The sequence below is a fragment of the Rathayibacter oskolensis genome, assembly GCF_900177245.1.
Lineage (GTDB): Bacteria > Actinomycetota > Actinomycetes > Actinomycetales > Microbacteriaceae > Rathayibacter > Rathayibacter oskolensis.
The window spans coordinates 342637-367430 of the sequence record NZ_FXBM01000001.1 but is presented as its reverse complement, the minus strand read 5'-3'; the positions used below and the strand labels follow the sequence as shown (position 1 = coordinate 367430).

The window sequence follows — 24794 nt, the reverse complement described above, 5'->3', positions numbered from 1 at the left end:
GAGCGACGTCAGACGGCGAGCAGGACCCGCGCAGGCGGACCGCGGTGCCGGTCGACCGAGAGGACGGCGTCGAGCGCGCGGGGCGCGCGCGGCTCGGGAGTGCCGTGCAGGGCGACGGACGGGCGCGAGGGCGTGGCGAGCGCGGAGGCGCGGGCGACCAGACGCACGACGGCCCCGAGCAGCTCCGCCCCCAGCGTCCAGAACAGCCGCTCGCCGTGGCGGAGGGCGGCGACGGTGAGCGCCGCGGCGACGAGGTGGGCCCCGAGCATGCCGGGCGAGTGCGCGGCGTGGCCGCCTCCTCCGGCGATCAGCTCGACGGTGCCACCGCCGTGGAAGTGCGCGCTCGTGATGCCCGTGCCGGTCGTCCCGGCGACGCTCACGTCGCCTCCGCTCCCCGTCATCAGGAACAGAGCGTGATAGGCGAGCTGGCTCAGCAGCACGGAGGCGCTCAGCCGAGGAAGCGACAGGCGGCGACCGGAGAGGAGGACGCAGACGACGGCCGAGAAGGCGATCGCCAGAGCGAGGATCGGCGCGGAGGGCGCCTCCGCTCCGGCGAGGGTGTGCGAGGCGGCGGCAGTGGCGGTCGCGGTGACGGCGGCGACGGAGCCGCGTGCCACTCGTGCGCCTCGCGTCTGCACTCTCGATCCCCTCGACCCGCTGGCCGGAATGCGCACGGTGCGCGGGCCTCCTCCAGGGTAATCGACCCGCGGCGGCGGCCAGCACCCGCGGAACGACGGGCCGGAGCCCACGTTACGAACCCGTTACCTAGATGAACGAGACATTTCCAAACCCCCTCCCGGAGGGCTCCGAAGACATGTCAACGGCCGCGAAACGGTCCACACAGTTCCGATCCGGATCTCCTCAGGTCCGGGTCCGATCACCTCAGATCAGGTTCTCCGCACTCGTGGAGACCGTCTCACGAAGGAGTACTCCCATGCGAACCACCAAGCGCACCACCCTCGCCGCATTCGCCCTCTTCGGCACCGCCGCCCTCGGCCTCACCGCCTGCTCCAGCGGCAGCGGAACCGCCACCGAGTCCAGCGATGCGGCCTCCGAGATGTCGACCCCCATGGCCACCTCGTCTGAGATGGCGACCATGGACCCGGCCGCCAACCTCGTCGGCCCCGGCTGCGCCTCCTACGCCGAGACCGTCCCCGACGGCGCCGGCTCGGTCGCCGGCATGGCCCTCGACCCGGTGGCGACCGCCGCGTCGAACAACCCGCTGCTCACCACCCTCACCTCGGCGGTCTCGGGCCAGCTGAACCCCGACGTCGACCTCGTCGACACGCTGAATGGCAGCGAGTTCACCGTCTTCGCCCCCGTCGACGACGCGTTCGCCAAGCTCGACGCCGCGACCCTTGCGACGCTGCAGACCCCCGAGGGTGCCGAGACGCTGTCCTCGATCCTCACCTACCACGTCGTCCCCGGCCAGATCGCCCCTGACGACATCGACGGAACCCACACCACCGTCCAGGGCGGCGACGTCACCGTCACCGGTTCCGGCGACGACATCAAGGTGAACGACGCGTCGGTCATCTGCGGAGGCGTCCAGACCGCCAACGCGACCGTCTACCTCATCGACACGGTGCTGACCCCCCCGGCCAGCTAGTCATTGACGACCACCACGCCGAAGGGCGGGCGCCTCAGGGCGTCCGCCCTTCGGCGTTCCCGGCCGTACGGTTCTGAGCCCGGCTGCCCTCCTCCGAGGTCACGCCTGCTCACGATTGGCCAGCGCTGCGCATGCTCGCCGCCATCGTGCGCGCGGTGCGGAACCCAGCCGCTCGCGCGATCGACTCGCGCTCGTCGGCACTGGTGACCCGCCGCTCCTCCAGCAGCCGGGTGGCGCGGGCGACCCGAACGGCCCGGACGTGCGCCTGCGCCGTGGAGCCCTGCGCGGCGAAGACCTGCCCGACCCGCTGCGCCGACACCCGCAGTCGACGGGCGAGGACGGCCACGGTGAACGACGGGTCGCCCGCCTCCTCGTCGATGATGTCGACCGCGCGCGAGAAGAGGGCCGCCTCGGCCGACGAGACGTACCCGGTTCGCTCAGCGGCAGCGGTGCTCCGGAGGAACGCGAGCGCCGCGTCCTCGACCGCGTTCATCAGCTGCGGGTAGCCGTTGGCCGCCGGCGTCAGGGGCGACGCGAGGATGGAGCTCGCCAGCACGACGAGGATCCTCGAGAAGTCGGACGGGTCGAGGACCGTCGCCGCCGAGGGCAGGGCCGACGAACCGAGCGGATCGCGCAGAGGCAGGGAGAACTCGACCCGGCCGGTGGGCTCCGTGCTCGAGATCTCGACGGCGCTGTCGAGCGGCAGGAGGATCGAACTCCCCTTGGCGACGGACGACTCGCCGTCGGCCCCACCTACCGCGAGCGAGCCGTCGACGACGGTGACGAGCTCGATCCCCGGACGCTCGGGATCAGGACGGCCGCGCACGTTCCTGATCCGGAACGGCGTGTGCCAGACCCTCGCCACCCTGTAGCTCCCGAGGCGCACCTCGTCGGCGAAGAGCCGGAGCGGCCGTGCGTCGCCGGGCACCGGGTCCCAGCCCCGATCGGCCAGCCATGCTCGCGCGTCGCGGCCAGAGAGGGCGACTCCGCGCGTCGAGCCCGCTTCCGCTGCGCCGAGTCGAGATCTGCTCTGCATTCGCGTGCCCTTCGACACCGAGCATTTCCCGGCTTCCCCCACAAGACGTCCGGAGCGTCGGAGAATACCGCCCGGGACGGATGTTGAAAGTATCGCGGACGTGAATCCCTAATTCTTCTCCTCCGTTCTTCGTGATCCGCCTCTCCTTCACGACGATTGCTCGCGTATCAGGGGCGCTAATGCCTCCCTCCCGACAATGCGATGCAGAGGAAGACATGACCAGAGAAGAAGCAGTCCACGAGATCAAGATCGGCGACGACTGGAGCGTCCCCAACCTGAACGGAGTGGGCCGCCGCACCCTCGTCCAGGGCGCCGTCTGGACCGTGCCCGTGATCGCCGCGGCGTCCGCCGCGCCGCTCGCCGCCGCATCGACGACGACCGACCCCGAGCTCGTGTTCACCAACGGCCCCTACGACGTGACGGCGTGCGGCGAGCTCGACGAGATCGACCTGAAACTCACAGCCGGAGGCTCGGCCGATGCCAACAAGACCGTGACCGTCTCGCTGCCCTCCGGACTGACCTGGTCTGACGGGAGCACCGGGCCCCGCCCGTTCACGACCGATCAGAACGGCGAGTTCGAGGTGACGGGCGTCCGCGCGACGTCGACCACTGGCTCCTACACCCTCATCGCGACGAGCAGCACCGGGGCGTCGGCGACGAGCACCGTGACCGTCCACCCGGCGGGCACCGCGATCCAGTACAACACCGCCACGAAGAGGACGGCCGCGTACACGAGCGTGCCGCTGGGGTCGACCGCGCTCGGGACCGGCATCTACCTCGCTCCCAACGGCGAGCTCTGGCTGCGCAACAGGCTCCTCGCCACCGGCGTGACCTCAGCGGCCGAGGAGAACCGCGCCAACGGTGACAACATCGTCAGCTACAGCACGGCGACCGGCAGCTACAACTTCAACGTGTCGCAGAACCCGAACGCCAGCCAGGCGCCGAGCGTGCCGGCGGGCTCGACGACCGTCGGGCTCAACACGTTCCTCGCGCCCAACGGCGACCTCTACTACGGCAACGGGAAGATCGCCTCCAACGTGACCTCGGCCCACACCGAGACCGTCGGTAACAACCCGGCCAGCACTCGAGTCAGCTACATGGACGCGAGCGGAGCGCACACCTACAACACGACCAACGGGAACGTGACCAATTTCACGCAGGTTCCGGCGGACGCCGAGGCTGTGGGCATGGGGCTCTTCCTGACACCCTCCGGAGCCCTCTACTTCGGCGACACCGTCGTGAAGTCCTCCGGAGTCACCTCCGCGTCGATCCAGAGAGTCGGCGCCAACAGCACCGACACCCGGATCTCGTACGTCGACGGGACTGGCGCCTACGGATACAACCCGACGAACGGCAACACGTTCCCGTACGTGAACGTCCCTGCCGGCTCGACCGCCGTCGGCACCGCCACGTTCCTCGCCCCGAACGGCGACCTCTACAAGGGCGACAAGCTCATCGCGAAGAACGTCTCCTCGGCGGTCGAACAGTACGTGCCGTCCAGCGGCACCAGCGTCATCAGCTACGTCTCCGGCGGCAACTGCTGACCGCTCCGAGCCCGGCCTGAACAGCAGGAGCCCCGCCGTGACACTCGGCGGGGCTCCTGATGCGCGCGGACGATGACGATCCCGTCTCCCGCCACCTCGACCTCCGCGCCTCGCGGGTGCTACGGGGTCCAGGACTCCGCGCCGCACGACGATCCGGCACCGGTCGCCTGCCCTCGGCTCCGGTCGATCGGATCGGCGCGGATGAACTCCCCGCCCGGTCACGGCCGGCCTCGATCCTCCGACCGCTGTCCCGGGCTCGCCGCCGGGCGGCCGTCCCACTCGCGCAGGCGTGCTGCCATCGTGCGCGCCGTGCGGAAGCCCGCCGCGTGCGCGATGCGCTCGCGCTCCTCGGCGCTAGTGGCTCGGTGCTGCTCGAGGAGGCGGGTGGCGACGCCGATGCGAGCCGAGCGGATGTGCGCTTGCGCGGTGGAGTCGTACGCAGCGAAGACCTGGCCGACGCGGCGGGCCGAGACGCGCAGGCGTCGGGCGAGTACGGCTACCGAGAACGAGGGATCGCTCGCCTCCTCGTCGATGACATCGATCGCGAGCGCGAAGAGAGCCGCCTCGGCCGAGGAGACCCCTCCCGGTCGATCGCCGGCCGCGCTGCTGCGGAGGAAAGCCAGGGCCGCGTGCTCGACGGCGGTCGTCAGCTGCGGGTAGCCGCTCTCGGCCGGGGTCAGCGGGGAGGCGAGGATCGAGCTCGCGAGAGCGACGAGGATCCGGGAGAACTCCGAGGAGTCGAGGACGGTCGCCGCCGACAGCCGCGCCAGCGGGTCGCGCAGGGGCAGCGAGAACTCGACACGACCCGTCGGCACGCTCGTCTCGATCTCGAAGGCGTCGTCGAGCGGCAGGAGGATCGAATCGCCCTTCGACACCGTCGATCGGCCTTCCCCCCACCGCATCGAGAGGGCGCCGTCGACGACGGTCACGAGTTCGATCCGCCCGCGCTGTCCGTCGGGTGCTCGCGTCGGATGACTCGAGAGACGCGCGGGCGTGTGCCACACCCTCGCCATCCGGAAGCCGCGGACGCGCACCTCGTCGGCGTACAGGCGCAACGGCCGCTCGTCGGAGGCGACGCTCCAGCCTCGATCTGCGAGCCAGGCGACCGCGTCGCGGTCGGAGAGCGCAACCCCGCGGCTGGCATCCGCGTCGGGTGCGCCGAGACGAGATCTGCCCTGCATCCGCGAGCCCTTCGACACCGGGGACTTCCCGGCTCCCCTCACAAGACGGCCAGGAGGGCAGGAAATCCCGCTTCCGACGCAGATCGGAAGCGAAGCGGACCAGAAAGGGTAATTATCCCGACTCCTGCTTCGCTGCTCGCCGCTTTATCACGACGATTGCTCGCGTACCGGGGCGCCAGCGCCTCCCTCCCGACAAGCGATGCAGAGGAAGACATGACCAGAGAAAAGCCAGTCCGCGAGATCAAGATCGGGGACGACTGGACCGTCCCGAACCTGGATGGAGTCGGCCGGCGCACGCTGGTGCAGGGCGCCGTGTGGACCGTCCCCGTCATCGCCGCCACAGTGGCGACGCCTGCTTTCGCGGCGTCACTGGCACCGACCCTCGAGTTCGTCAACGGGCCCTACAGCGCGACAGCGTGCTCGGCACTGCCGACCATCATCCTCCAGGCCACGACCGACGGGTCCGTACCGGCCGTCGGGCAGTCGGTGACCGTGACCCTGCCGTCCGGCCTCACCTGGTCCGACGGCACGACCGCCCCGCGCAGCTTCGTCACCGATGCCGCCGGTCAGGTCTCGCTCACCGGCATCGAGGCTCCCGCGAAGGACGGCACTTTTGCGATCAGCGCTGCGAGTGGGTCGCTCACCGCGACGGAGTCGGTGGAGGTGACGGGCGAGACCGGCGTGGTGAAGACCTTCTCCAGCAGCGCGGCCATCAGGCTGCCCACCGGTGTCGCCGTAGCCGACCTCAAGACCATCAGGACGTCCACTGGAGACACGCAGGTCTTGGTCCTCGGGACGGACGGCAACGCCTACCGCACGACACTCAACAGTGGTGGAAACTCCTTCGGAGCCTGGAGCACGAGTACGGCGTATCCGCAGGCGACGTCCCTCATCGCCCTGAGCAACAACGGAAACGGCTACGGCTTCCTCTCCGACGGGTCGACTGTCAGCAACTTCGCCAACACGGACTCCGTCGCCCTCCCCGACGGAGGACAGATCGTCGGTCTACAGAGCGTCACGGACGGTTCTGGAAACCCTGTCGTGATCGCACTCAGCGCCAACGGCAACGCCTACCGGGCGACTGTCACCGGTGGGAACTTCGGCAGCTGGCAAGCCAGCCCGGCCTTCCCCAACAGCACGACTCTCGTCGCAGTAAACAACTCGACACCTGCGTATGTGTTCGTGACCGATGGCACCACGATCAGCAACTTCGCAGGCACCGCCGCGGCGACTCTTCCCGACGGTGGTCAGGTGGTCGAGGTCGACACCATCACGGACCCCAACGGAAACCCTGTGGTGGTCGCGCGCAGCAGCAACGGGAACGTCTATCGCTCGACAGTGGCCAGCGGAGCCTTCGGTCCTTGGCAGACGAGCCCGGCCTTCCCCGGCTCGGCGACTCTGGTCGCGTTGAACAACAGCGGGAACGCCTATGCCTTCCTGACGGACGGCACCACGATCAGCAACTTCGCCGGGACGGACACCACGACCCTCCCGGACGGAGGACAGGTGCTCTCGCTCGAGAGCGTCCGGACATCGTCGGGCGACAACGTCATCGTCGCACTGAGCAGCACTGGCAACGCTTATCGCAGCGTGGTGACGAACGGGAACTTCGGAAGCTGGCAGGTGAGCACAGCGTTCCCGAACGCTGCGACCGACGTGGCGCTGAACGAGAACACCAACGCTTACGCCGTTGTCGCCGGGACCGAATGCTGACGACACTGCTCGTCGACGGCCGACTCCTTCGGTGAAGGAGCAGGCGTGGCCCTCTGCTCGCTGCTTCGGCGTCCTGCAGAGAGCCACGCCCCGCCTCGAGCGCAGCGACGCGACTGCGGCCGGGCCATTACCAGGAGGACCGCAGTCCTGCTGAGCTCTCGACCAGCTCCACCACCGCACGCGCACCGTGCACCGGGCCGGCGACGAGCCGGCCGTTGAGGCCGATCAGCACCGCCGCGGGCGTCTTCTCGACGCCGAGCTTCTCGCGGGCGGAGGCGACCCCGAAGACGACGCGATCGCCGAGCCTCGGGTGCGCGACGTCGAGCACCTCCCGGGCGGCGCCCGTCGCGAAGACCAGGTGAGCCGCGTGACCGAGAGAGGCCTGCAGCTCGTCGGACGCCTCCATCAGCTGATCGCACGAGCCGCATCCCGGCCGGACGAACACCAGCAGGTGCGGAGTCGTCGCCACGAGGGCGTGCATGTCGACCACGGTGCCGTCGCGGCGCACCACCTCGAACGTGGGCGCCACCCTGTACCCCAGAAGGCGCTCGACCTCTGTCGACGCGACCTCGGCGGGCTCGGGCAGGCGAGCGCGGTCCCGTTCGAGAAGCCGGCTGATAACGGCGACCACGGCCGAGACCACCGTGACCGCCGCGAGCCAGGCCCACTCCTCCGCGCCGAACGCCGCGAGAGTCTGCGGCACGGAGCGCCGCGACCCGACCGCCGCGACGAGCGCGACCACGGCGGCCGCGAGCAGAGCCGAGTTGCGGACCACGAGCCCCCGCCCCACCCGAGTCTCGGCGAGCACCCCGAAGCACCCGCAGTCGAAGTCGTCGCCGCGCCGATGCGCCCGCGCGGTCAGCACCGTGAATCCTGCGAGCACCGCCACGGCCGCCGCGCACGCCCCGACACTGAGCGGCCACGGCGCGACCAGGACGGCCACCGCCAGCACGATCTCGCCCGCGATCAGCAGGCGAGCCGTGCCGAGGGTGGCCCATCGCGGTGGGACGCCGAACCGCATCCCCGCCTCGACGAGCCGCCCCGACGACCCGATCTTGCCCAGCCCGGAGGCGAGCAGCACGCCACCGACGAGCAGCGGGAACAGCACCATGGCGCCCATCGACATCCTCCAGACCCGCCTCGCGGCGACCGCCGCTCATCCTGACCCGGTATCGAGCGGCGGCCTCGGAGTTGGCGCCCGACGGAGGCGACCCGTCGCGTCTCCTCGCATCAGTGCACGGAAGGACCCCGCCGTTGCACAACAGCGGGGTCCTTCCGTGTATCGACGGATCACCGCACGACTACGCCTATCAGGGTCAGCACGCCGTTCCGACGATCCAGTCGACCGCGGAGTTGTCGTCGTTCAGCGCCATATCGGTGGCGGTGCCGTCGAACGCGGTGCTGGTGCTCCACGCGGTGGGCTGGGCGTTGCCGTTGATGGTCGAATAGTAGACATTGCCATCGCTGCCCCGCGCATAGATCCACGTCAGACCCCCCCGATCCCTTCGTCACCTGCACGTCCTTGACGGACGCGCCGTTGGGGAGCACCTGCGTCGAGTAGTACGCGCCTCCTCCGTTCGGCGTGACGGACTTCACCGACGTGCCGTCGGTCACCCAGCCGGCGGCGGAGTTGTTGTTGGTGACGGTGAGCGTCGCGACGTCGCCCTCGAAAGACGGGCTCTTCGTCCAGGCCGACGTCGACGACGCCGATCCGTTCCATGTCGAGTAGTACACGCTTCCATCGCTTCCCTTCCCGTAGATCCAGGTGATCCCACCGGGTCCGGTCGTCGACGTGAGGTCCGTGATGGTGACTCCCGCGGGGAACGTCGGCGTCGAGACGTAGGAACCCGACGAGTTCACCGTCACCGACGTCACGGAAGTCCCGTCTGTCGCCCACGCGAAGGCGCTTCCGTCCGTCCCGACCGACACGTCGGTCACCGTGCCGCTCAGCGAGGGGCTCGCCGTCCAGCTGGAGGTCGACGCCGCCGTCCCGTTCCACGTTGCGTGGTACACGGTTCCGTCGCTGCCCGTGGCGAAGATGTGGGTCGTGCCGCCGGAACCCTTCGTCGCTTCGAGGTCGGTGATCGTCACGCCTGCCGGCAGCGCCGGCGCCGTCACGTAGGAGCCCGCCGAGTTCTTGGTCGCCGACTGCACCGAGGTGCCGTCGGTGAGCCAGGTGAAGGCGCTGTTGTTCGTGCCCGCTGCCATCTCAGTGACGGAGCCCGCCAGGGTCGGGGCCTGGGACCACGCGCTGGGCTGAGCGTTGCCGCTGTACGACGAGATGTAGACGCTTCCATCGCTCGCCAGCGCGTAAAGGTAGGTGATACCGCCGGGTCCCGTCGTCGTCTGCAGGTCGGTGATGGTCAGCCCTGCGGGGAACTGCGTGGACCTGATCACTCCGGTCGAAGTCGGAGTCGCGGCCTTGAGGAAGAGCTTCTCGCCTGTGGTGGTCACCGTCGTGGTGTCGGACGTGCCGTTGCCGGTTGCGGTGATCACGGCCGTGCCGTTCGCGGGTCCCGCGACGACGCCCGTCACCGACGCGTCACCGTTCGCACCGGTCGGGAACACCTTGGGGGCGGTCGTACCGTCCGACCAGGAGTACCCGGCCGGCAGCGTGATCGTGATCGGAGTGCCGGACGCAACGGGAGTGGAGCCGTCGGTGGTCGCGTGTACCACGACCGTGGGCACTGCAGAGCAGGCCGTGACGGCGAACGGACCGTTGACGATCTCGAGGGTCGGCGACAGCGACGCGGCGAACGCCGGAGTCGCGACCGCGGAGGCCACGACGGGGATCGTCCAGGCAGTCGCCTGCACCAGGGTGCGGCGGCCGACGCCGTTCTCAGCGGGCACGGACCAGTCGTCGCCGGCCAGGATCGTGCGCTCGGTCTTCTCGGGCTTGTTCGTCAAAGGAGTTCTCCAGAGGTAGGAAGTTGTGGACTCCTCACATACTCAGGAGGGGCTCCGGAGGCGGGAAGCCGAGGGCCGGGATAGGCGACTTTTCTGCGCCAGACGGAAGAGATTCCCGCCAGTCCTGCCGAGCAGCAGCGCCACGACCGCCTCGGCTGTCTCAATGAACAGGTGCGCGGCTCCCCGCCGCGACGGTCGGACGACGAGAAGTGCGAGGGGGTGGCGATGCCGGCAGCCACGACGACGACCCGGAACGTCGCCCGCATCGTCCTGACCGGGACGGCAGCCTCCGACTGGCTGGCGGAGGAGGGGATGAGCCTGGTGGAGTCGCAGGACGACCTGCGCCTCTACGCCGACCGCCTGCAGGTCGGCGACCTGGCGATCAGCCGGATTTATCACAACGCACGCCGCGTGCTGCGGTCGCGCTCGACCGAGGGACTGCGGGTCTCCCTCGTTGCCGACGGCGACGTCACCGTGTCCGACACCTCGGGGCGCTACGACCTGAGCAAGGGCGCCGCCTACGCGCACGTCAGCACCGACGCGGTCACCGTCGAGGCCGCGGCCCCCTGCGGCACGGTCGAGATCGAGCTGGCGGCCGACTTCGCGTCACGCCTCGGAGTCGCCGCGCCGCGCACGCTGCACGTCGTGCCTCCCGAGCTGGGCGCGACCCACATCCTGCTGGCCGCCGTCGTTGCCACCCTCAACTCGGGACCGACGGCGAGCGAGACGAGCTGGCACCGCGTGCACGACGTCATCGAGAACGCGGCCGCGGCGGTGCTGAGCGAGGCGGGCCCGACCAGCCCGGTCCACCCCTCCGTCGCCGTCGACCGCCTGTTGCAGCGCGCGAAGGAGGTGATCGACGCCCGCCACCGCGACGCGGAGTTCGGAGTGACCGACCTCGCCTCCCGCCTCTCGATCTCGCCCGCGCACCTGCACAAGGCCTACGCGCGGGCGGGAACCACCCCGCTGACCGAGATCCACCGCACCCGGGTGCGCACCGCGCAGCAGATCCTGGAGCGCCGTGCCTCACCGTCGAAAGCCGACCGGGAGATTATCCGCGCGCCTCTCCGGTTTCCGGTCCCTGCGGGCCCTGCGCGCGGCGGAGCGCCTCCTCGAGCGGCGCTCGTGAGCGGCTCGCCGCCCCTACCTACTCGAGCGCCCACCGTGCCAGCGCGCGTCGGGCACTGGCCGGCGACACGAACCCGCACTCCTCTGCGTGCAGCTCCAGATCGCGCTCCGTCCACTCCCCCGCGCCCAGCCGCCCTCGCAGCTCCTGGGCGCGCTGCCGGTCGAGCTCCTGCGCCGCGGTGCTTCCCATGTACGAGAACGCCTCGCGCAGCGCCCGCTCCGTCACCTGCAGCTCGCGGGCGAGGCGAGCGGGGGTGAAGGCCGGATCGCACTTGTGCGCCGCGATGAGCTGGAGGGCGTCTCCGCAGAGCTCGTCCGGGCTCCGGGAGGGACGGGCCGAGAGCGCGGTGTTCTCGAAGATCGCGGTGAGCAGGTGCTCGCTGGCGCGGGCCGCGTGGATCGATCGGGCGAGCTCCGGATCGCCGTCGATGAGGCCGTTGGTGAGGGCGCGCACGGGAGTCCAGAGAGAGTCGCGCACCGGGATCGCCTCACCGAGGCGTTCGCGCACGCGGGAGTCGCGCAGAGCGCCCGAATCGAAGCGCCACAGGTAGCGCGCAGTGGGCCCGTGCAGCTCGATCGTCGAGACGGCCTCGCCGTCGAGGAAGATCAGCTGGTTCGGCTCCGACGCGATCTCGGTGCCGTCGTGGACGACTCTGCCGGTGCCTTCGATCGTGAAGAGCACGTACATGCTGCCGGGCACCGACCTCGACCGGTACGACCCTCCGGGTGACCAGGCGCGCCCGATCTGAGCGCCGGGGGCTCCGACGCCGTCGATGCGCAGCGAGTCGACACTCGAGGTCGCCTCCCAGCCGAAGGCGTCGAGCTGCTCGTGCAGGGCGGCAGTGCGGTGCTCAACGCTCACAGGGCGAAATCTAGCCGACGGGTTCCTCCGGACGCACGAAAGATCTGATCTCTGCTCCTCCCCGGTTCGGGTGCCGGAGGCGATGGTTCACTGGCACGATGACCGATCACGCCGACCACATCGCCGACTTCGCCGCGTTCCTGAGCGCCTCGCCCTCCTCCTTCCACGCCGCGGCCGAGACGGCTCGGCGGCTCGGGGCGGCCGGGTTCACCGGACTGGACGAGACCGCGTCGTGGCCCACCGCCCCCGGTCGCTACTACGTGGTCCGCGACGGTGCCGTCATCGCCTGGCACCTCCCGACGGGCGCCGATGCGGTGACGCCGTTCCGCATCCTGGGCGCGCACACCGACTCCCCCGGCTTCACGCTCAAGCCGAAGCCGACGATCGCCTCGAAGGGCTGGCTGCAGGCCGGCGTCGAGATCTACGGCGGCCCCCTCCTGAACTCGTGGCTCGATCGCGAGCTCGAGCTGGCCGGGCGCCTCGTGACCGGCGACGGCACCGAGGTGCTCGTGCGGACAGGTCCGTTCCTGCGCATCCCGCAGCTCGCCGTCCACCTCGACCGGGAAGTGAACGACGGACTGAAGCTCGACCGGCAGAAGCACACGGTCCCGGTGTTCGGCGTGGGCGATGCGGCCGACACCGACCTGCTCGAGCTGCTCGCTGCGAAGGCCGGGCTCGGTGCCGCGTCGGACATCGTCGGCTTCGACCTCGTCACCGCCGACACGCAGCCGCCCGCGCGCTTCGGTCTCGACGAGGCGCTCTTCGCGGCCGGCCGCATGGACGACCTCAGCTCGGTCCACGCCGGCCTCGTCGCGCTGCTCTCGGCCGGTGCCGACGACGCGCAGCACATCAGCATGCTCGCCGCCTTCGACCACGAGGAGCTGGGCTCGGCGACGCGATCGGGCGCCAGCGGCCCCTTTCTCGAGGACGTGCTGAACCGGATCGGCGCCGCACTCGGAGCAGGCGTCGACGAGCGCGCCCGGGCGATCGCTCAGTCGTGGTGCCTGTCGGCTGACGCCGGACACTCCGTGCACCCGAACTACCCCGAGAAGCACGACCCGGTGAACCAGCCGGTCGCGGGCAAGGGGCCGCTGCTGAAGATCAACGCGTCGCAGCGCTACGCGACCGACGCACGCGGCACGGCGCTCTGGGCGGACGTCTGCGCGCGAGCGGGCGTCGAGCACCAGGAGTTCGTCTCGAACAACACGGTCCCCTGCGGCTCCACAATCGGCCCGCTCACCGCGACCCGACTCGGGATCCGCACCGTCGACGTCGGAGTACCGCTGCTCTCGATGCACTCGGCCCGGGAGCTCGCGCACGTCGACGATCTCGTCGCGCTGGCGAAGGCGATCGAGGTGTTCTTCGGTCCGGTCGACTGAGCGCGGTCGGCCCTGGGCCACGGGGAACGGCGCGGGCCCCTGAGGACCCGCGCCGTTCGGCGTGCGTGGTGCTGCCGCCGGCTACTCGGCGGGTGCGCTGATCTCGGTCAGCACGCGGTCGCCCGGGAACGCGGCGACCATGTCGGCCTCGATCTCGGCACGCTCGAGCAGCTCCTCCATCCGGTGACGGCGGTTGCGCGTGATCAGCGTGACGACCGTGCCCTTCTTGCCCGCGCGACCGGTGCGGCCGGAGCGGTGCAGGTAGGTCTTGTACTCGTCGGGGGCGTCGGCCTGGATCACGAGGTCGATGTCGTCGACGTGGATGCCGCGAGCAGCGACGTCGGTCGCCACGAGGACGTCGACCCGTCCGCTCGTGAGCAGCGCGAGGTTGCGCGTGCGGCGCGACTGGTTGAGGTCGCCGTGCAGGCTCGTCGCGGGGATGTCGGCGTGCTCGAGCTGCTCGGCGAGCTGCTCGGCGAACGCGCGGGTGCGGGCGAAGATCAGCGTCTTGCCCGCACGGGCGGCGAGCTGCTCGATGATCTCGCCCTTGTCGCGGTGCTCGATCAGCAGCACGCGGTGGTCGATGGTCGAGGACGCCTGGTCCTCGCCCGCGACCTCGTGCACGCTCGGCTCGACGAGGAACTCGTCGACGAGAGTCGCCACGCCCTTGTCGAGGGTGGCCGAGAACAGCAGGCGCTGCCCGCCGTCGGCGGTGCGGCGGAGGATGCGCTGCACCGGCTCGAGGAAGCCCAGGTCGCACATGTGGTCGGCCTCGTCGAGGACGGTGATGGTGATGTTCGAGAGGTCGAGGCGACCCTGCTCGATCAGGTCCTCGAGGCGGCCGGGGGTCGCGATGATGATGTCGACCCCGCGCTGGAGCGCCCCGACCTGCTTGTACTGGGGAACGCCTCCGTAGATGGTGGTCGTGAAGAGGCCGACGGAGCGCGCGATCGGCTGGATCGTGCGGTCGATCTGCATCGCCAGCTCGCGGGTCGGCGCCAGGATGAGCGCACGAGGCGCACGGCCGGGCTTGCGGCCCTTCGCGCCGTTGTTCTCCATCAGTCGCTCGACGACGGGCGCGCCGAACGCGATCGTCTTGCCGGAGCCGGTCTTGCCGCGTCCGAGGACGTCCTTGCCTGCGAGCACCTCGGGGATGGTCGCGGCCTGGATCGGGAACGGTGCCGCCGCTCCGAGCTCGGTCAGCTGGCGGACGATGTTGGCACCGAGGCCGAGGTCGCCGAAGGTGACGCCCTCGACGTCGACCGCCAGCGTCGAGGTCGCCTCGAGGCGCTCGAGCACGACGTCGTCGACCTGCTGCGAGGGGCGCGAGGCGCGGCTCGGGTAGAAGTCCGATCCGGAGTCGCGGCGCGAGGGCCGGTCGGCGCGGTCGAAGCTGCGGGTCGGCCGGTCTCCGCGGTCGTGCGAGCGCGCCGGACGGGAGTCGCGGTCGTAGCTGCGGGCCGGGCGGTCGGCGCGGTCGAAGGAGCGGGCCGGGCGGTCGTCGCGGCCGTAGCTGCGGGCCGGACGCTCGTCGCGGTCGGTGCTGCGCGCGGGCCGGTCGTCGCGGCCGTAGGAGCGGGCGGGGCGCTCATCGCGATCGTTCGAGCGCGCGGGGCGGGCATCGCGGTCGTAGCCGCGGGCGGGGCGGTCGGCGCGGTCGAAGCTGCGAGCCGGGCGGTCGCTCCGGTCGGAGGAGCGGGCCGGGCGCTCGTCGCGGTCGTACGAGCGCGCGGGACGGTCGTCGCGGTCGTAGCTGCGCGCCGGGCGGGCGTCGCGGTCGTACGAACGGGCGGGACGCTCCTCCCGGTCGTTCGGGCGCGCGGGGCGCTCGCTGCGGTCGTAGCCGCGAGCCGGGCGCTCGTCGCGGTCGTACGAACGGGCGGGGCGCTCGCTCCGGTCGTAGCCGCTGCGCTCGGCCGGGCGGTCGCTGCGCTCGGCCGGGCGGTCGCTGCGCTCGGCGGCGCGGGTCGCGCGCTCGTCGGCGTTCCAGCGCGCCTTCTTCGGGGCGTTCTCGTCGACGGGGCGGTAGCCGCGGTGGCCCTCGCTGCGCGCGCCGGGCTTCGCCGCGGGGAAGCGCGAACGGCCTCCGAGCTGCGACTTGCCGCTGGAGGGGCCGAAGCGGTTCGGTTCGAAGTTCTTGGCGGGGCGACCGCCGGTGGGCTTCTTGTTCTTGGGCATGACTGCTGCTTCCTGGGTTCAGGTCTTGCGCGAGCAGGCTGCGACGAGCCGCGCCCTCGTGGGGCGTTCGGTGGCAGGCCTGCGAGAACCCGGACGAGTCGCAGCTCCTGGGGCGGAGCGGGACGCGCTGATCGGGGCCGATTCACACATGTGATTTATCCGACGACGACTGTCGTGGATCCGGCCCGCTTGACTGACAAACCCATCCGCGCGTCAGCGCACGGAGTCAAGAGCCGACCGCGCGAGTCTACAGGTGCGCATGGTCGCTGGCTAGGGCGGGGCAGTCCTACTCCGACGCCCGCCGCGCGCGGTAGGCCGCGACGTTCGCGCGATTGCCGCAGTTGCCGGTGTCGCAGTAGCGCTTCGAGCGGTTCCGGGAGAGATCCACCAGCACGGCCTCGCAGTCCTCGGCCGCGCAGATCCGGATGCGGTCGCGCTCGTCGCTCCGGACGACGTCGACGAACGCCATCGCCCCCTCGACGACGATGCGGGTGGCGAGGGGGCTCTCGTCGCGGGTGGCGTGCAGGTGCCAGCCGTACATGCCGTGCCGGACGAGCTGCGGCAGGGCCCGCGCGTCCTCGAGCATCCTGTTGACGATCGCGACGAGGTCCTCCTCGGCCCGGCTCAGCCAGAGCGATCGCAGCGGCGCTCGGATGCCGCGCACCGCCTCCAGCTCGTCGGGGGTGTGCTCGCGGCTGCCGGTGTAGCGGTTCGAGACGACGAACTCGTCGAGCTGGTCGAGCGTGGACAACTCGTCCTCCCCCGACTGCGAGAGCTCGGGGAGGGTGTTGACGAGGACGGTGGTCGCGGTCAGAGCCGCCTCGACGTCATGAGCGAAGACCATATTGACTCCTGACAAGTGCACCGGATACTGTCACGAGCATAACGCCGAACACTCCTGAACGGATCTGCCGATGACCCTCTCCACGCCGCCGCGGCGCCTCGGCTCCGGCCTGATCCTCGCGCTCGCCGCAGCCGCCGCCTTCGGGCTCGGCGGTCCCTTCGTGAAGCCGCTGCTCGAGGCCGGCTGGACCCCGGCGGCAGCCGTGCTCTGGCGCGCGGGAGGCGCCGCGCTGATCCTCGCGATCCCCGCCGCCCTCTCCCTCCGCGGCCGCTGGCACGTGCTGCGGCGGAACCTCGGCACCGTCGCCCTCTACGGCGTCTTCGCTGTGGTCGCCGCGCAGCTCTGCTTCTACAGCGCGATCGAGCACATGTCGGTCGGCATCGCGCTGCTGATCGAGTACCTCGCTCCGGTCTTCCTCGTCCTGTTCTCGTGGGCGCGGACGCGCAGGAACCCCGGACGCTTCGTGCTCGGGGGCTCGGCACTCGCACTGCTCGGGCTCGTCCTCGTGCTCGACCTCTCGGGCCAGGCGACGCCCGAACTGGTCGGGATCGCCTGGGCGCTCACCGCCTCCCTCGGTCTCTGCGTCTACTACGTCATCGCCGGGCGGATCGACCCCGAGCTGCCGCCGCTCGCGCTCACCGCCGGGGCCATGACGGTCGGCGCGGTCCTCCTGCTCGCGCTCGGCGCGATCGGCCTGATCCCGTTGCGGGCGAGCTTCGGCGACGTGCTGTTCCTCGGCGGCGAGGTGTCGTGGCTGATGCCGGCCGCAGTGATCCTGGGCATGTCCACCGTGACCGCCTACCTGCTCGGCATCGCCGGCGGCTCGCGGCTCGGGACCCGCATCGCCTCGTTCGTCGGGCTCACGGAGGTGCTGTTCTCGATCCTCGCGTCGTGGGCGCTCCTCGGCGAGCTGCCCGCCCCGATCCAGTTCGCGGGCGGCGCCCTCATCCTGGTCGGCGTGGTTCTCGTGCGACTGCAGGCGGAGGCGCCCCGCCCCGCGATCGCGGAACCCGAAGCGCCGCCCGTGCGCCAGACCACCCCCTGATCGCGCAGCACACCCCCTGATCGCGGGGTCGCTCTAGGCGGAGGCGTCGCCGTCACCTACGCTCGACTCACCCATGCGCGAGCCCACCCGACCCACGCGACTCCTCGCCCTGTATGCGGCGACCCTGGCGCTCAGCGCGGCGGCCCTCACCGGGTGCGCGAGCGCGACGCCCGTCTCGGAGCCGATCGCCCAGGCGGCGGGCGCGGAACCGGTCGCCGCCTACAGCGACATCCCCGTCACGGCCGATCTCGTCTACGACGAGGAGACCGGCCAGGCGGTCGACGTGTGCTCGCCGGTCGACGCCGCCGACGCCGCCTTGCCCGCGGTGCTCGTCGTGCACGGCGGCAGCTGGGCGCGCGGCGACAAGGCCGACGCGAACTGGCGCCCGCTCTGCCAGTGGCTGGCGTCGGAGGGCTTCGTCACGGTCTCGGTGAACTACCGACTCGCACCCGACGCGGTCTTCCCCGCGCAGATCGACGACGTCTCGGCCGCCCTCGACTGGGTCCTCGCCCCCGAGCAGACCGAGCGCTTCGGCATCGACCCCGAGCGCGTCGCCGCGTTCGGCGGCTCGGCAGGAGGCAACCTCGTATCGCTGCTCGGCACCGTCGACGCGAGCTCCTCCCGACTGGCCGCGGTCGTCGACCTCAGCGGCCCCTCCGATCTGACCGCCGAGGGCCTCGCCGACGACGATCCGGTCGCGGGCGTCGCCGGCGCCGTGCGCACCTACCTCGACTGCGCCGACCTCACCGCCTGCCCCGCGGCCGAGGAGGCGTCGCCGATCGCGCACGTCGACGGCAGCGAGCCCGCCTTCCTCATCGCGCACTCGGCCGAGGAGCGCGTCGCGCTCTCGCAGTCGAGCGCGTTCGCGGAGGCGCTCGAGACGGCCGGTACGAGCGTCGACTTCGTGGTCGTCCCCGGGGCGATGCACTCGATCGCCATGCTCGACGACGCGCTCCGCACGACGGTCGTCGACTTCCTGCACGCGCAGCTCGACGCGCCGGCCGTGCAGACCCTCTCCCTCGAGCCGGCGGGAGCGTCGGAGCCCTCGTCGTGACCGGCGGCGTCGTGGTCAGGCTCGAGCGGGGCGACTCCCCCGATCTCGCCGGTCTGCTCACGCCACCACCTCCGCGGCACGCGCGCGTCTTCGCCGCCCGCGAGGGCGCGGTGCCCGTCGGCGCGATCGCGCTCGCTCCCGGGCCCGACGACTTCGCCGAGCTCCTCGCGCTCGCGGTGCTCCCGGAGGCGCGGCGGCGCGGAGTCGCCCGGCGCCTGATCGGTGCCGCGGAGGCGTGGGCGCGGGTGCAGCGGATCCGCACGCTGCGCTTCCGGGTCGCGGCGGACGCCCAGGACGCCCTCGACACCGCGCAGGCGCTCGGCTTCGTCGAGATCGACGGCTTCGGCGCCTACGTCGGCGACCCGTCGGGTGTGTGCTTCGCCAAGGCGCTCTGAGGCGTCAGCGGACTTCACGCGTCAGGCCAACCCGATCGCCCTGACCAGCGCCGTCGTCGCCGCCGCGGTGAGCACCACGGCGACCAGCGGCGCGCCGGCCACCGCGGCGAGGGCGCCGGCGGCGACGCCGAGTGCGCGGGAGGCGGGCGCCGGCTCGGTGCCGTCGGCGAGCGCCGAGACGAGGGCGACCGCGACGAGCAGCACGACCGTGCCGCGGTCGAGGAGGCGCCCCGTCGTCTCGCCGAGATCGATCCGGTCACGCAGCACCGCGCCGCCCGCGCGCAACGCGAAGCTGCCGATCGCCAGGACCACGATGCCGAGCGTGACCGCGGTCGTGCTCGGCACGGCGCCGCTCATGCGCGCCTCCCGGCGACGAGGAGCCCGGCGAGACCCAGCACCGGCGCGAGTCCGAGCGGCGCGATCGGCAGGGCCGCGAGCGCGATCACGGCCCCGGCGGTCGCCGCCGCCGCTGTCCGAGCTCCCCGCAGGGCGGGCAGGGCGAGCGCGAGCAGGACGGCCGGGAACACGGCGTCCAGCCCCAGCACCGCGGGGTCGGCGACCACCGCTCCGAGGAGGGAGCCGGTGAGCGCGCCGAGCGGCCAGGCGAGCGCCACCGCCGCGCCGGAGACCCAGAAGAGGGCGCGACGGCGTTCCGGAGTCGCCCCGCCCAGCGCGAGCGCCACGGTCTCGTCGTTGGCGAGGTGCGCACCGAGCAGACGGAGGCGGCCCGGGGTCAGGAATCCGCCGACCGCCATCCCGTAGGGCAGGGCCCGAACGTTCACGAGCAGCGCGGCGAGCGCCGCCGCCAGCGGAGCGCCTCCTGCGGCGACGACTCCCACGAAGAGGATCTCGGCCGACGCGCCGAACACGGCGATCGCGAGCAGCAGGATCTGCCACAGCGGGAACCCCGCCCCCGTGGCACCGAGACCGTAGGAGACGCCGACCACCGCGACCGAGAGGCCGACGAGCGCGATCGCCCGCAGATCGGCGCGGTCGATCGTTCGGAGCAACGAACGGGCGGCGTTTAGGCTGAACATGCGGCCATCGTGCCGCTCTGCCCCGCGTTCGTCAAGTCGAACGCTCGATCACGGAAGCGAACGATGACCGACTCCCCCCGCGACCTCGTCGCCTCGGCCCTGCGCCGCGAGCGCTCCCGCCTCGGGCTCAGCATCTCCGAGGTCGCCCGTCGCGCCGGGATCGCGAAGTCGACCCTGTCGCAGCTCGAAGCGGGCGAGGGCAACCCGAGCCTCGAGACGCTGTGGGCCCTCGGCGGCGCGCTCGGCGTCCCGTTCTCGCACCTCGTCGAGCCGCCGCGCCGCACCGTGCAGCTGATCCGCGCCGGCGACGGGCCGCGCATCGCCTCCGCCACCGCCGACTACGTGGCCACGCTGCTGAGCGCCTGCCCCCCGGGAGCGCGCCGCGACGTCTACCTCGTCGCCGGCGAGCCCGGAACGGCCCGCGACTCCGCCCCGCACGCCCGCGGGACGCTCGAGCACGTCGTGCTCTCGACGGGCCGCGCCCTCGTCGGCCCGGCCGAGGCACCCGTCGAGCTCGGCCCCGGCGACTACCTCTCGTACCCGGGCGACGAGCAGCACGTCTTCGACGCGCTCGAGCCGGGGACGACCGCGGTGCTCGTGTCGGAGCACGTGTAGCGCCTCGGCCGGAGGGCGACTAGTCCAGCGCGCAGACCTCGGACTCCGACAGCGCCCGCGCGATGCGCTCGCGGTGGTCGGCCGACATCGGCGGCAGCGCGTCCGGAGCGAACCAGCCGACCTCGGTCGACTCCTCGTCGGCGACGTGCGCCTCGCCCGAGACGTAGCGGGCGCGGACCGTGTGGTCGAGGTACTGCGCACGGTCGCCGTTCGGGTACTGCATCGGTGCGAGGGTGTGCACCCAGACGAGTCGCTCGACCTCGATGACGACGCCCGCCTCCTCGAGCGCCTCGCGCGCGGCCGTCGCCGAGACCGTCTCGCCGGGATCGATCACGCCGGTCACGGGCGTCCAGGCGCCGGTGTCGGAGCGGCGCACCAGCAGGACCTGCCGCGCGGGCTCGTCCCGGAGGATCACCGCGGTCACGCCGGTGAGCCAGAGGAGCTCGGTGCCGATCCGCTCGCGCAGCCGCAGGATGAAGTCGGGGGTCGCCACGGATCAGCCGGCGAGGGCGCCGGAATCGAGGGGCTCGGGCCGGAAGTCGAAGGTGACGACGCCCGCGGTGTCGAGGAACGGGCCGACGGACGCCTTGAACGCGTCGTGCGCCGGATCCCAGAGGCCCGCCTCCTCGACGGCGGGTCGCCCGAGGTAGTAGTTGAGATCCCCCTCCGACGCGAACGTGAGCACGAAGGCGCGGTCGAAGCCCTCGCCCGCCCCCTCTGTGCTCTGCTGCTGGCCGGTCTCGAGCGAGACGATGTAGGGGCGACCGTCGCGGACGCACTCGTCGCCGAGCGCCACGAAGCGCGCGACGACCTCGTCCACCTCGCTGACGAGTGCCGTCGGGCGGAACCGGAAGAGGACGATGTGCCGCAGGGTGCCGGGGCGGAAGTCGCGGGCGACGAAGCGCTCGGGGCCGACCTCGCCGAGGACCGCCGCCGCACGCTCGGGGCCACTCCGCCAGCGGGAGCCGATCGTCTCGGTGCCGACCGTCTCGGTGGTGCCCCGACCTGCGATCCCGGTCATGCCGACGCCCTCTCGGCGCGAGCCGCACGCCGCCGCTCACGATACCCCTCGACCAGGTTGTAGACGACCGGCAGTACGACGAGGGTGAGCACGGTCGACGAGACGAGACCGCCGATCACGACGATCGCGAGCGGCTGCGAGATGAAGCCGCCGTGGCCGGTGATGCCGAGCGCCATCGGCAGGAGCGCGAAGATCGTCGCGAGGGCCGTCATCAGGATCGGCCGGAGCCGCCGCTCGGTGCCGTGCAGCAGCGCCTCCCGCACCGGCATGCCGCGCTCGCGGTACTGGTTCACCAGGTCGACGAGCACGATCGCGTTCGTCACCACGATGCCGATCAGCATCAGCACGCCGATCAGCGACGGCACGCCGAGCGGGACGCCGGTGATCACCTGGAGGAGGATCGCGCCGGTCGCCGCGAACGGCACCGAGACCAGCAGCAGAAGGGGCTGCAGGAGCGAGCGGAACGTCGCCACCATCACGACGTAGACGATCAGGATCGCGACGAGCAGCGCGATGCCGAGCTGCGAGAACGCATCGGTCTGGTCGGCGGTGACGCCGCCGAGCGACGCCGAGACACCGGCCGGCAGCTCGGTGTCGTCGATGGCGCTCTGCACGGCGACGTTCGCGGAGGCGAGGTCGTCACCCTCCGGAGTCACGGTGATCGTCGCGGTGCGCTGGCCGCGCTCGGTGGTGATGCTCGCGGGCCCGTTCGTCTGCTCCACGGCAGCGAGTGTCGACAGCGCGACCTCGCCGGTGAGCGTCGGGATCGGCAGCGACGAGAGCTCGTCGACCGTCGCCGGAGGCTGGGCGTCGGCGAGGTAGATCGAGAGGGTCCGGTCGTCGATGACGACGCTGCCGACCTGCGTCGGCTGCAGCGCCTGGCTCACGATCGTGCCCACGGCCACCTCGCTGAGGCCCGCGCGCGCCGCGGCGTCGCGATCGACGCGCACGGCGATGTAGGGCAGGGAGGAGGAGAGGTTGCTCTCGGCCTGGCTGATGCCGTCGGTGGCGCGCAGCGCCTCCAGGAGCGCGTCGTTCGCGCTCTGCAGGTCGCTCTGCGACGCGGTCGAGAGGTCGACCTCGATGTCGGAGGAGGCCCCGAACCCGGAGGAGGCCGCCACGCTGATGTCGTCGGGCGAGGCGATCGCTCCGAGCGCGTCGCGGACGTCGGACTGCACGACCTCCTGGTCGGCCGACTCGTCGGTGGTGACCGAGTAGCGGATCGACGAGCCGCCTCCTCCGCCGCCGAAGGCGCTCTGCAGACCGCCGCCGGCGGAGCCGACCGAGAGCTGGACGGTCTCGACCCCGCCGACGTCGAGGATCGCGGCACTCGCCTGCTGGGCGGTCGCGTCCTGCGCGTCGAGGCTCTGACCGACGGGCACCGTCTGGGTGACGGTGAAGGTGTTCTGCCCGCTCGCGCCGAGGAAGTTGGTCTTCATCAGCGGGTAGAGCGCCCCGGTCCCGACGAGGACGAGGAGCGCGAGCAGCACGGTGGCGACCGAGTGGCGCAGCGTCCACCCGATGATCGGGCCGTAGACGCGCTGCAGGGCGGAGCCGCGGCGCGGAGCCGCGTGGGCGCCGTGGTGGGGTGCCTCGGAGGTAGCGACCGGTGCGGTGACGACCGGCCCGGTGGCGACCGGCGCACCCTCGCCCGTGGCGGTGCGCTCCTCGGCGAGAGCCGCCTGCGCCGCCTCGCGCACTCCCGCGCGCTTCGAGGGCCGCAGGAGCCAGTAGGCGAGCACCGGCACGATGGTCAGCGCCACGACGAGCGAGGCGAGCAGCGCGATCGACACGGTCAGCGCGAACGGGCGGAACAGCTCGCCCGTGGTTCCGCCGACGAACGAGATCGGCAGGAACACGGCGACGGTCGTGATCGTCGAGGCGGTGATCGCCCCGGCGACCTCCCGCACGGCGACCGCGATCGTGGCGGCCCGCTCCTCTCCCGCGTCGAGGTGCCGCTTGATGTTCTCGATCACGACGATGGAGTCGTCGACCACGCGGCCGATCGCGATCGTCAGGGCGCCGAGCGTGAGGATGTTGAGCGTGTAGCCCGCGGTCTGCAGGCCGATGAAGGTGATCAGCACCGAGGTCGGGATCGAGATCGCCGTCACGAGCGTCGCGCGCACCGACAGCAGGAACACCAGGATCACCAGCACCGCGAAGACGAGGCCGAGCGCACCCTCCTGCGCGAGCGACTCGATCGAGTCCTGGATGTAGGGGGCCTGGTCGAAGACGGAGGTGAAGGTCGCCCCGTCGCCGAGCGACGCCTCGAGATCGGGCAGCAGAGCGGTGACGCCCGTCGACACCTCGACGGTGTTCGCGGCGGGGAGCTTCGTGATCGAGAGGGTCAGGGCGGGCTGCCCGTTGACCCGCGAGATCGAGGTGATCGGCGCATCCGTGACGGCGACGGTGGCGACGGAGCCGATCGTGGAGAGGACCGGTGCGGCGGTGAGCGGCGCGGAGGCGGCGGACGCCGGGAGCGAGGGCAGCAGGGGCAGCGCCGCGATGTCGTCCGTCGAGCCGAGCTTCACGCCCGACTGCACCGAGAAGGTCGAGCCGTCCTGGGTGATCTCGCCGCCGGCGACGAGCACTCCGTTCTGCTGCAGGGCGGTGCGGATGTCGGTGACCGAGAGCCCGGCGGCGGCGAGAGCGGCGTCGTCGGGAGTGATGGTGACCCGCTGCGCGCTCTCGCCGACGAGCGCCACCTCGCGGACGCCCTCGACCTTCTCGAGATCGGGGATGACGCTCGCGCGCAGCTCGCTCGCGAGGGCCTTCGCGTCTCCGTCGCTCGAGACGGCCAGCTGCAGCACCGGCAGGTCGTCGAACGAGCCGGTGACCACCTGCGGGTCCACGCCCTCGGGGAGGGTGCTCTTGATGCGGTTGATCGCCTGCAGGATCTTCTGCTCGGCGGTCGCGAGGTCGGTGCCGTAGACGAAGGAGGCGGAGATCAGCGACGAGTTCGTCGACGAGGTCGCGCTGGTCGTCTCGAGCCCGGGGACGCCCTGGATCGCGGTCTCGATCGGGGTCGAGACGTCGTCGTTCACCACCTCGGGCGCGGCTCCGGGATAGCTCGAGACCACGGCGAGCTGCGGGAACGAGATCGACGGAGCGAGCTCCTGTTTGAGCCCGGTGAGGGCGACGCTGCCGAAGACGGCGACGACGACGGTGACGAGCGCGATGAGCGCCCGGTTCTTCATGCTGAGGACCGCGAGGAGATGCACCCTAGGAGTCTTCCATCAGCCGGCT

The 24794-nt window shown here is 71.6% G+C and carries 21 protein-coding genes; 8 read left to right on the top strand and 13 right to left on the bottom strand.

Features of this window, described 5'->3' with window-relative positions:
* Positions 1–8: 8 nt before the first annotated feature.
* Positions 9–617, bottom strand: a complete 609-nt coding sequence (locus B9Y99_RS01830) for a hypothetical protein (RefSeq protein ID WP_085474901.1) — start codon at positions 615–617, stop codon at positions 9–11.
* Between the two features lie 317 nt (positions 618–934).
* Between B9Y99_RS01830 and B9Y99_RS01825 the strand changes: the two genes are divergently transcribed.
* Positions 935–1609: a fasciclin domain-containing protein gene (locus B9Y99_RS01825; RefSeq protein WP_085474900.1), complete on the top strand. Its 675-nt coding sequence runs from the start codon at positions 935–937 to the stop codon at positions 1607–1609.
* 109 nt (positions 1610–1718) lie between these two features.
* Here the strand turns inward: B9Y99_RS01825 and B9Y99_RS01820 are convergent, their stop codons facing one another.
* The gene (locus tag B9Y99_RS01820) at positions 1719–2645 is read right to left on the bottom strand and encodes a helix-turn-helix domain-containing protein (protein ID WP_129587857.1); all 927 of its coding nucleotides are present in this window, start codon (positions 2643–2645) and stop codon (positions 1719–1721) included.
* Positions 2646–2860: 215 nt separating this feature from the next.
* Here B9Y99_RS01820 and B9Y99_RS01815 point away from each other — a divergent pair, with 215 nt between their 5' ends.
* A complete protein-coding gene (locus B9Y99_RS01815; RefSeq protein WP_085474898.1) occupies positions 2861–4189 on the top strand; it encodes a hypothetical protein in 1329 nt (442 codons plus the stop codon).
* 218 nt (positions 4190–4407) lie between these two features.
* On the opposite strand, the gene B9Y99_RS01810 is transcribed toward B9Y99_RS01815, so the two are convergent.
* A complete protein-coding gene (locus B9Y99_RS01810) occupies positions 4408–5370 on the bottom strand; it encodes a helix-turn-helix domain-containing protein (RefSeq protein WP_129587856.1) in 963 nt (320 codons plus the stop codon).
* Positions 5371–5583: 213 nt separating this feature from the next.
* Here B9Y99_RS01810 and B9Y99_RS01805 point away from each other — a divergent pair, with 213 nt between their 5' ends.
* The gene (locus B9Y99_RS01805) at positions 5584–7083 is read left to right on the top strand and encodes a hypothetical protein (RefSeq protein ID WP_085474896.1); all 1500 of its coding nucleotides are present in this window, start codon (positions 5584–5586) and stop codon (positions 7081–7083) included.
* Positions 7084–7210: 127 nt separating this feature from the next.
* On the opposite strand, the gene B9Y99_RS01800 is transcribed toward B9Y99_RS01805, so the two are convergent.
* From B9Y99_RS01800 to B9Y99_RS01785, 3 genes are all read right to left on the bottom strand, one after another.
* Complete coding sequence (locus B9Y99_RS01800) at positions 7211–8203, bottom strand: MauE/DoxX family redox-associated membrane protein (RefSeq protein ID WP_165759509.1); 993 nt, start codon at positions 8201–8203, stop codon at positions 7211–7213.
* Between the two features lie 170 nt (positions 8204–8373).
* Complete coding sequence (locus B9Y99_RS01795) at positions 8374–9990, bottom strand: hypothetical protein (RefSeq protein WP_085474894.1); 1617 nt, start codon at positions 9988–9990, stop codon at positions 8374–8376.
* 1147 nt (positions 9991–11137) lie between these two features.
* Positions 11138–11980, bottom strand: coding sequence for a cupin domain-containing protein (locus B9Y99_RS01785; RefSeq protein ID WP_085474892.1), 843 nt, complete (start codon positions 11978–11980; stop codon positions 11138–11140).
* A 98-nt stretch (positions 11981–12078) separates the two neighbouring features.
* On the opposite strand from B9Y99_RS01785, the gene B9Y99_RS01780 reads away from it, so the two are divergent.
* On the top strand, positions 12079–13359 hold the full coding sequence (locus B9Y99_RS01780) for a M18 family aminopeptidase (protein ID WP_085474891.1): 1281 nt from the start codon (positions 12079–12081) through the stop codon (positions 13357–13359).
* A gap of 81 nt (positions 13360–13440) precedes the next feature.
* Here B9Y99_RS01780 and B9Y99_RS01775 read toward each other — a convergent pair whose 3' ends face one another.
* Entirely contained in the window at positions 13441–15537 is a 2097-nt protein-coding gene (locus B9Y99_RS01775) for a DEAD/DEAH box helicase (RefSeq protein WP_085474890.1), read from the bottom strand.
* 286 nt (positions 15538–15823) lie between these two features.
* Entirely contained in the window at positions 15824–16381 is a 558-nt protein-coding gene (locus tag B9Y99_RS01770; RefSeq protein ID WP_085474889.1) for a CGNR zinc finger domain-containing protein, read from the bottom strand.
* Positions 16382–16451: 70 nt separating this feature from the next.
* On the opposite strand from B9Y99_RS01770, the gene B9Y99_RS01765 reads away from it, so the two are divergent.
* The 3 genes from B9Y99_RS01765 to B9Y99_RS01755 all read left to right on the top strand — a co-directional run bounded on the left by B9Y99_RS01765 (position 16452) and on the right by B9Y99_RS01755 (position 18875).
* The gene (locus B9Y99_RS01765) at positions 16452–17426 is read left to right on the top strand and encodes an EamA family transporter (RefSeq protein WP_085474888.1); all 975 of its coding nucleotides are present in this window, start codon (positions 16452–16454) and stop codon (positions 17424–17426) included.
* Positions 17427–17499: 73 nt separating this feature from the next.
* Positions 17500–18480: an alpha/beta hydrolase gene (locus B9Y99_RS01760; protein ID WP_085474887.1), complete on the top strand. Its 981-nt coding sequence runs from the start codon at positions 17500–17502 to the stop codon at positions 18478–18480.
* Positions 18477–18875, top strand: a complete 399-nt coding sequence (locus B9Y99_RS01755) for a GNAT family N-acetyltransferase (protein ID WP_085474886.1) — start codon at positions 18477–18479, stop codon at positions 18873–18875. Before B9Y99_RS01760 ends, B9Y99_RS01755 begins: the two co-directional genes overlap by 4 nt.
* Positions 18876–18896: 21 nt before the next feature.
* Here B9Y99_RS01755 and B9Y99_RS01750 read toward each other — a convergent pair whose 3' ends face one another.
* Positions 18897–19232, bottom strand: a complete 336-nt coding sequence (locus tag B9Y99_RS01750; RefSeq protein ID WP_085474885.1) for an AzlD domain-containing protein — start codon at positions 19230–19232, stop codon at positions 18897–18899.
* On the bottom strand, positions 19229–19912 hold the full coding sequence (locus tag B9Y99_RS01745) for an AzlC family ABC transporter permease (RefSeq protein WP_085474884.1): 684 nt from the start codon (positions 19910–19912) through the stop codon (positions 19229–19231). The genes B9Y99_RS01750 and B9Y99_RS01745 overlap by 4 nt, the downstream gene beginning before the upstream one ends.
* A 63-nt stretch (positions 19913–19975) precedes the next feature.
* Here B9Y99_RS01745 and B9Y99_RS01740 point away from each other — a divergent pair, with 63 nt between their 5' ends.
* On the top strand, positions 19976–20527 hold the full coding sequence (locus tag B9Y99_RS01740; RefSeq protein WP_085474883.1) for a helix-turn-helix domain-containing protein: 552 nt from the start codon (positions 19976–19978) through the stop codon (positions 20525–20527).
* 19 nt (positions 20528–20546) lie between these two features.
* Here B9Y99_RS01740 and B9Y99_RS01735 read toward each other — a convergent pair whose 3' ends face one another.
* Genes B9Y99_RS01735 through B9Y99_RS01725 form a run of 3 tightly spaced genes read right to left on the bottom strand, consistent with a single transcriptional unit; the run spans position 20547 to position 24769 of the window.
* Positions 20547–21020, bottom strand: a complete 474-nt coding sequence (locus B9Y99_RS01735; RefSeq protein WP_085474882.1) for an NUDIX hydrolase — start codon at positions 21018–21020, stop codon at positions 20547–20549.
* 3 nt (positions 21021–21023) lie between these two features.
* Positions 21024–21548, bottom strand: coding sequence for a Dabb family protein (locus B9Y99_RS01730; protein ID WP_085474881.1), 525 nt, complete (start codon positions 21546–21548; stop codon positions 21024–21026).
* On the bottom strand, positions 21545–24769 hold the full coding sequence (locus B9Y99_RS01725; protein ID WP_129587854.1) for an efflux RND transporter permease subunit: 3225 nt from the start codon (positions 24767–24769) through the stop codon (positions 21545–21547). The genes B9Y99_RS01730 and B9Y99_RS01725 overlap by 4 nt, the downstream gene beginning before the upstream one ends.
* Positions 24770–24794 lie beyond the last annotated feature (25 nt).

Excerpts from the sequence above, each read along its gene's own strand:
- B9Y99_RS01825 (WP_085474900.1), top strand. The coding sequence starts at position 935 with ATGCGAACCACCAAGCGCACCACCCTCGCCGCATTCGCCCTCTTCGGC.
- B9Y99_RS01820 (WP_129587857.1), bottom strand. The coding sequence starts at position 2,645 with ATGCAGAGCAGATCTCGACTCGGCGCAGCGGAAGCGGGCTCGACGCGC.
- B9Y99_RS01815 (WP_085474898.1), top strand. The coding sequence starts at position 2,861 with ATGACCAGAGAAGAAGCAGTCCACGAGATCAAGATCGGCGACGACTGG.
- B9Y99_RS01810 (WP_129587856.1), bottom strand. The coding sequence starts at position 5,370 with ATGCAGGGCAGATCTCGTCTCGGCGCACCCGACGCGGATGCCAGCCGC.
- B9Y99_RS01805 (WP_085474896.1), top strand. The coding sequence starts at position 5,584 with ATGACCAGAGAAAAGCCAGTCCGCGAGATCAAGATCGGGGACGACTGG.
- B9Y99_RS01800 (WP_165759509.1), bottom strand. The coding sequence starts at position 8,203 with ATGGGCGCCATGGTGCTGTTCCCGCTGCTCGTCGGTGGCGTGCTGCTC.
- B9Y99_RS01780 (WP_085474891.1), top strand. The coding sequence starts at position 12,079 with ATGACCGATCACGCCGACCACATCGCCGACTTCGCCGCGTTCCTGAGC.
- B9Y99_RS01775 (WP_085474890.1), bottom strand. The coding sequence starts at position 15,537 with ATGCCCAAGAACAAGAAGCCCACCGGCGGTCGCCCCGCCAAGAACTTC.
- B9Y99_RS01770 (WP_085474889.1), bottom strand. The coding sequence starts at position 16,381 with ATGGTCTTCGCTCATGACGTCGAGGCGGCTCTGACCGCGACCACCGTC.
- B9Y99_RS01765 (WP_085474888.1), top strand. The coding sequence starts at position 16,452 with ATGACCCTCTCCACGCCGCCGCGGCGCCTCGGCTCCGGCCTGATCCTC.
- B9Y99_RS01760 (WP_085474887.1), top strand. The coding sequence starts at position 17,500 with ATGCGCGAGCCCACCCGACCCACGCGACTCCTCGCCCTGTATGCGGCG.
- B9Y99_RS01750 (WP_085474885.1), bottom strand. The coding sequence starts at position 19,232 with ATGAGCGGCGCCGTGCCGAGCACGACCGCGGTCACGCTCGGCATCGTG.
- B9Y99_RS01745 (WP_085474884.1), bottom strand. The coding sequence starts at position 19,912 with ATGTTCAGCCTAAACGCCGCCCGTTCGTTGCTCCGAACGATCGACCGC.
- B9Y99_RS01740 (WP_085474883.1), top strand. The coding sequence starts at position 19,976 with ATGACCGACTCCCCCCGCGACCTCGTCGCCTCGGCCCTGCGCCGCGAG.
- B9Y99_RS01730 (WP_085474881.1), bottom strand. The coding sequence starts at position 21,548 with ATGACCGGGATCGCAGGTCGGGGCACCACCGAGACGGTCGGCACCGAG.